6 protein-coding genes, 2 tRNA genes and 2 rRNA genes are annotated in these 6,000 nt (G+C 39.1%); 1 reads left to right on the forward strand and 9 read right to left on the reverse strand.

Features of this window, described 5'->3' with window-relative positions:
* Positions 1-56 precede the first annotated feature (56 nt).
* The 3 genes from GN217_RS10215 to GN217_RS10225 form a co-directional block, all read right to left on the reverse strand.
* Positions 57-788, reverse strand: a complete 732-nt coding sequence (locus GN217_RS10215) for a LytR/AlgR family response regulator transcription factor (protein WP_156856578.1) — start codon at positions 786-788, stop codon at positions 57-59.
* Positions 776-2,527, reverse strand: coding sequence for a sensor histidine kinase (locus tag GN217_RS10220; RefSeq protein WP_156856579.1), 1,752 nt, complete (start codon positions 2,525-2,527; stop codon positions 776-778). Before GN217_RS10220 ends, GN217_RS10215 begins: the two co-directional genes overlap by 13 nt.
* A 489-nt stretch (positions 2,528-3,016) precedes the next feature.
* Positions 3,017-3,454 (reverse strand): GNAT family N-acetyltransferase, encoded by a 438-nt coding sequence (locus GN217_RS10225; RefSeq protein ID WP_156856580.1) that lies wholly within the window; start codon positions 3,452-3,454, stop codon positions 3,017-3,019.
* A 52-nt stretch (positions 3,455-3,506) separates the two neighbouring features.
* Between GN217_RS10225 and GN217_RS10230 the strand changes: the two genes are divergently transcribed.
* Positions 3,507-4,295, forward strand: coding sequence for a DUF2268 domain-containing putative Zn-dependent protease (locus tag GN217_RS10230; protein ID WP_156856581.1), 789 nt, complete (start codon positions 3,507-3,509; stop codon positions 4,293-4,295).
* Positions 4,296-4,760: 465 nt separating this feature from the next.
* Here GN217_RS10230 and GN217_RS19395 read toward each other — a convergent pair whose 3' ends face one another.
* The 6 genes from GN217_RS19395 to GN217_RS10260 all read right to left on the reverse strand — a co-directional run.
* Positions 4,761-4,961, reverse strand: a complete 201-nt coding sequence (locus tag GN217_RS19395) for a type II toxin-antitoxin system RelE/ParE family toxin (protein WP_156856582.1) — start codon at positions 4,959-4,961, stop codon at positions 4,761-4,763.
* Positions 4,961-5,260, reverse strand: coding sequence for a type II toxin-antitoxin system prevent-host-death family antitoxin (locus tag GN217_RS10240; RefSeq protein WP_198042631.1), 300 nt, complete (start codon positions 5,258-5,260; stop codon positions 4,961-4,963). Before GN217_RS10240 ends, GN217_RS19395 begins: the two co-directional genes overlap by 1 nt.
* Before the next feature lie 224 nt (positions 5,261-5,484).
* Positions 5,485-5,557: transfer RNA gene (locus GN217_RS10245), tRNA-Thr, on the reverse strand.
* A gap of 24 nt (positions 5,558-5,581) precedes the next feature.
* Positions 5,582-5,656: transfer RNA gene (locus tag GN217_RS10250), tRNA-Asn, on the reverse strand.
* A 24-nt stretch (positions 5,657-5,680) separates the two neighbouring features.
* Positions 5,681-5,796, reverse strand: a 5S ribosomal RNA gene (gene rrf, locus GN217_RS10255).
* Positions 5,797-5,891: 95 nt separating this feature from the next.
* Positions 5,892-6,000: ribosomal RNA gene (locus tag GN217_RS10260) — 23S ribosomal RNA — on the reverse strand; the annotation flags it as partial.

The raw sequence follows: 6,000 nt of genomic DNA on the forward strand, positions 1-6,000 counted from the left end.
TAAAATAAACGAATTAAGATGCAGATTTGTACATATAAGATGCAAATCGATTGCAGCTAGATTTCCAGTTCCTTCCGTAAATCTTTCACATAATTCCTGCTGACAGAGAGCCTTTCTTCTGTTTCCCTCAGCTCCAAATGATAAGCTCCATTAAACCATGGAGTGAGCCGCTGTACATAATGTAAATTAACAAGGGTACTTTTATGAATACGGAAGAAACCAAATTCAGCTAACTTATTCCCCAAGTCCTTCAGTGGCAGATTCGAATCAAACTCACCATGTTTCGTGACGACATTAGAATACTTTTCGCTTTTAGCAATATATAATATATCTTCCGGTTCAATGTACGATATTTCCCCGTCCGATTGCACAGCCAGCTTTCCATTTAACCGGTTCGCGGGTAATTCCCGTCCAGGGCCAATTTTCCCTATAATCCTGTCAATCGTCTCCCTTAACAGTTCCTCATCATACGGCTTCAATAAATAGTCCACCGCATCGTAACGAAAAGCTTCTACTGCAAATTGAGGATAAGCCGTAGCAAAAACAATGAGCGGAGGATTTTTCAATTCGCGCATATTTTTAGCCACTTCCATCCCGCTCATCTTTGGCATCTCAATATCGAGAAACACAACATCCGGCTTCAATTGGATGACTTTCATCACCGCTTCCTCACCAGATTCTGCTTCCCCAACAACTTCCACTTGCGGATAACTCCCTAGTAAATGTTTCAGATCTTCGCGGTTATATAATTCATCATCAACGACAATTGTGCGTATTACCCTGTCCATTTTTCTATAACCTCCTCTATTGGTATGGAAAAATGTATCTTCGTCCCTTTTCCTGGCTCACTATCTATATGAAGTTTCGTCTCCTCACCAAACATCATGACAAGTCGTCGATTCACATTGTAAAGCGCGAGACCGCTCCCCTCCTCTGAATGAACAGGGGCTTGCGTGAATTGTTCTACGATATCTCCAGGCATGCCTTTTCCATTATCTATAACTTGGATAACAACAGATTCTTCTTGTTTGTCGATATGAATTTCCAACAAACAATCCTTCTCTTTATCTTTAAATCCATGGATAATCGCATTTTCAACAATTGGCTGTAATGTTAAAGGTGGAATCCGCTGAGAAAGTGCGGACTGATCAATCTCATAATGAATCGTTAGGCGATTTGAAAAACGAAATTCTTTAATTGCTAAGTATGCTTCGACATGTTGCATTTCCTCTTCTAATGTAATTTGCGTTTCCGTCGTATTCGCTAAATTTCTTCTTAAAAAATGGGATAAAGAAACTAACAGCTTTCTCGCTCCTAATGGATTGATTCGAATGAGTGATGTAATCGTACTTAATGTATTAAATAGAAAATGAGGACTAATCTGTGCTTGAAGCGCCTTTACCTCAGCTTCTTTCGCCAACTGGAACACCTTGTCTGCTGCTGCAATTTCCAGCTGGTGACTAATCATTTTACTTAGACCAGTTATTAACTCGACATCCACACTGGAGATAACGCTTTCAGAGCTAAAATAAAATTTCAATGTCCCAATCACTTCATTTTGCTGAATAAGTGGAGCGATAATTGCCGCGCCGAGCGGACAGTTCTCAACCTGGCAATGGATTGAGTCATAGTTAGCAATCATGAGCTCTCCTCGTTCAATTGTCGTGTGCGTGATTTTTGTTTTAATTGGTGATTCTGCCTCATGGTGATCATCACCAAGTCCAACATGAGCTAATATATCTGTTTTGTTCGTCATGGAGACGGCACTTGCCCGGATTTCCCCATAAATAATCTTACAAACCTCAAGTGCAGAAACCGTATGTAACCCGCTGCGCATATGTGCAAGCGTCTTATCAGCAATCCGTAGTGTTTTTTGCGCTTGTACTGCACCCGCTTTATCTTCTTCGGAAACGACAGACTTAATAATTAACAATACGAGAGCTGTTCCTAAGCCATTCGCAACAATCATTGGGATGCCTATTATATTTACAACTGCGAGTGCCTGGTCAAAGGGTTTCGCTACGATTAAGATAATGATCATTTGCAATGCTTCCGCAAGGGCACCAATGAAGAAAGCTGTACGCAGCTTTACTAGCTTTTTCCTTCTATAGAGGAGGCAGGTCAATATCCCGGCAATGATTGTTGCACTTCCACATGCTATTGCAGTAAAACCACCCAACGTAAACCGGTGAATCCCGGCAATTAATCCGGCCCCAATCCCGACAGCTGGACCTCCAAGCAGACTCGCAATCACGACACCGATTACCCGCGAATTCGCAATTGCTTCATCAATCGTCAGCTCCGTCATCCACCGGTTGATTTGGACATTTTCCGGATTCACACTTAAGCCAGTATACGTTCCAATGATTCCGAAAAACCCAAAGAACAAGATAGCAGTCCACTGCTGTTTACGATCAAGTTTTTCCTGATTCAGCATATTTCTTAAAAAGCGAAAACGGGTTAATAGAAATGCCAATGTTACAATAATTCCAATCCGCTCAATCATTGTAATCAACAGCTCAAGCATAACTTCTGCCTCCCGATAATAAAAAAGGATCGTACCAGTATTATATCACTTGCACATGAACTTGAAAATTGTATTATAACAGGAGTTTTAAAAATTGGGACACGGGGTCAGAGCATTTGTCCCACCTTGACAGGGACAAATGCTCTGACCCCGTGTCCCCTTTTTTCATATCTTAATTTAAGAGGAGGGGTTATTATGCGTGATAAAAATAGACGCGGAAAATGTATATTTCCTGGGTATCATTGGTGTGGTCCCAGCTGCAGTGGTCCGGGATATCCGACCAATCCAGTGGATGCATGCTGCATGCAACATGACCTTTGCTTGCAGCGTGGCGTGGACCGGAGATATTGTGATCAGAAGTTCTTAGAATGTCTACAACCCCATTTGCACGGGCGACTTCCGCATAATCATCATGCGAGGATCATGTACCACGCAATTCGTGTTAAAAATAAATTTGGATTTTAACCTTTATAATCTATAGGTTAGACTTCACAATTTCTTTTCCATCACAGTCGAGACCTCATGGAATCCTAATTCTTCGTATAAACGTTTAGCCTGATTACCAGAATAAACATTCAACTGTACATGTTTAATTCCTTTTTCTTTCATGCTTTTTAACGCATATTCCAGTAGACGCGTAGCAATACCCTGCTGCCGAAATTCTGGAAAAACATACAACTCCACTACCATTCCCTGTATTTCTTCGGAATCTAAATTATAAAAGTCACAAACACCAAGCCACCCTTTATTTATTCTATCTTCCACAAAGACTAGATAATATCCATTGTTCGCTAACGTTTGTGACATCAGCTCGGACGCCGTAATTATATTTCCTTTCCTGTACCCCATTGTCGCCTCCTGCATGACAGTAGGGGAGTGCTCTAAAATATATTCCAATTCAACCACCGTGGCTTTTCGAATACACATATTTATCCCACCTGAATGTAATAATTAATAATATGATATGGAGGCTTCAAAAATGGGTGTCGTTCAAACTGATAAATGGTTAATTGATTTATGGAATAAACCGATTGCTATGTGTGAGTTATTAGTTAATTATTTTTCGGATGTTTCTGCAGCAGAAATCTATCAATATTTAACGATGTATGGTATGTATCAACCACCTTTCCAAGACGTGGAGAAACAAATTCGTATTTTATTGGATAAGAATAGTTGGAAATTTATAGATGAAGAAACACAAGCGTTGAGACAACTATGGGATGGACCGAACATCCCCGTCTTTATCTTTCCGTCTGATCGGAATAGTACGGAATTAAGAGAAACATTCAATGGAAAAGCCGGTCTATCCTTTCATGATAAGCTATTTTTATTTATTTCCGGGGATAATTCAAAAACTGAAATTAAAGCGCTGCTGACGCATGAATACCATCATGTTTGCCGGCTCGCCAAATATGATAGGAAAGTAGAGGACTACAACTTATTGGATTCAATTATCCTAGAAGGACTAGCGGAACATGCGGTCATGGAACGATTCGGGAAAAAGTATTGTGCAGATTGGACGGAATATTATTCAGACGAAGAGTTAGAGAAAATCTGGAAAAATTTTATCCTTCCTTCTATCCATCTTCCAAAGGCATACCGTAAGCATGATGCTATTTTATATGGTCAACATCGTTACCCAAAAATGGCTGGTTATTGTGTCGGTTATTATTTAGTTAAAAAATATATGGAAAAGAATAATTCCTCATCAAAAGAATTACTAAGCATTCCTTCTTTAGCCATCGCACAAATAAACCAGACGGATTAATCCGTCTGGTTCCCTTTGAAATGCATTACTACTCGAGTCGAGAACAAGATTACCTACTCCATTCTTAGAAAGGTTTCTCTTGTGCTAATTTAGAGAGCGAATTATTACCACTTCTTGAGGAGGCAGATGACTTTATAGTCAACGTTAGTACCCCTATTTATTTATAAACAAAAAACGCTCCATCCTCCCATATAGATAAAGGACAAGCGTTTCATCAAGAGCTTCCAGCCGGAATCGAACCGACGCCCTCTTCTCCCTACCATGGTAAATCGTTAAAAATATAAGCAACTTATACGACTAAAACCCTGTAAAATGAACACTTTTAGAAAATCAATTGAACATAAATGACTTATATAACCATAAAGTCGTCACTGTTTCGTCACTGAAAATGGGGAGCATTTACATACATTTTAAGAACCTTCTCCTAATTTTAACCGTAAAACTGCACTTGACCTTTGATTCATTTCATGTATGGAATGGCAGTATTTCAGTGTATTCTATAACTCGATAAAAAACTATATAAGGCTCAGAAACAACCATTCTAAATTCGAAGTGATTGAGACTTTCTGCCATTACCTTTGAACCAGAATACGGAAAATTTTCAAGACGCTTTAAAGAGGTCATAATTCGATCCAATACTTCATTCGCAGCTTCAGGATTATCCATTAAATATAATCAAAGATATTATCAAGGGCATCATCAGCTGCGGGAAGTAGTTCTACGTCATAGTTTTTCATCAATTTTCTCCTTGATTCTTTGAAGACAGAATCAAGTGGTATCGTTTTATCACCACTTAGTCGCTGTTCCTCAGCTACTAATAGTTTTTCTTTTAAATCAATGATTGCTTCTCTTTTTTCAAAATCAATGATTGCTTCTCTTTTTTCAAATGCATCAATGCTCATGAGAACAAGGTCGCCTTCTCCGTTCTTTGTAATATAAACAGGTTTCCCTTTCTCGTGTGCCAATTTAGAAATGGAATTTTAATCATTTCTTAACGAGGTAGATGACTTTATAATCAATGGCTCCGCCTCCATTTATTTATTATAACTTTATAATACAATAATTCTTATATTCACTTTAAATTAATTGGGGACGTAAATTTATTCTAGATAAAACAATAAAGTCCTTTATATTTATTACAAACAAAAAACGCTCTATCCCCTATTTTAAGGACAAGCGTTTCATCAAGAGCTTCCAACAGGATTTGAACCTGCGACCTCTTCCTTACCATGGAAGCGCTCTACCTACTGAGCTATGGAAGCAAGTTTTAAATATAGACATAAAAATGGCTCCACAGGTAGGATTCGAACCTACGACCGATCGGTTAACAGCCGATTGCTCTACCACTGAGCTACTGTGGAATAATATGATGTAAATTGGTATCTGCCTGGCAACGTCCTACTCTCGCAGAGACAAAGTCTCAACTACCATCGGCGCTGGAAAGCTTAACTGCTGTGTTCGGTATGGGAACAGGTGTGACCTCTCCGCCATCGTTACCAGACATATACTACATTATAACAAAATATAATCCTAATGCAAGTTTATGTTTGTACCCTGAAAACTAAATAAGAGTAGATCACGACATCAAAATAGAAGTTAGTTAAGTCCTCGATCGATTAGTATTCGTCAGCTCCACATGTCACCATGCTTCTACCTCGAACCTATCAACCTCATCGTCTCTGAGGGATCTTACTCACTCGAAGTG

It is taken from the genome of Oceanobacillus sp. AG (assembly GCF_009746545.1).
Classification (GTDB): domain Bacteria; phylum Bacillota; class Bacilli; order Bacillales; family Amphibacillaceae; genus Oceanobacillus; species Oceanobacillus indicireducens.

What these genes read in the sequence shown, in the direction of transcription:
- GN217_RS10215 (WP_156856578.1), bottom strand. Translation starts at nt 788, where the DNA reads ATGGACAGGGTAATACGCACAATTGTCGTTGATGATGAATTATATAAC.
- GN217_RS10220 (WP_156856579.1), bottom strand. Translation starts at nt 2,527, where the DNA reads ATGCTTGAGCTGTTGATTACAATGATTGAGCGGATTGGAATTATTGTA.
- GN217_RS10225 (WP_156856580.1), bottom strand. Translation starts at nt 3,454, where the DNA reads ATGTGTATTCGAAAAGCCACGGTGGTTGAATTGGAATATATTTTAGAG.
- GN217_RS10230 (WP_156856581.1), top strand. Translation starts at nt 3,507, where the DNA reads ATGGGTGTCGTTCAAACTGATAAATGGTTAATTGATTTATGGAATAAA.
- GN217_RS19395 (WP_156856582.1), bottom strand. Translation starts at nt 4,961, where the DNA reads ATGGATAATCCTGAAGCTGCGAATGAAGTATTGGATCGAATTATGACC.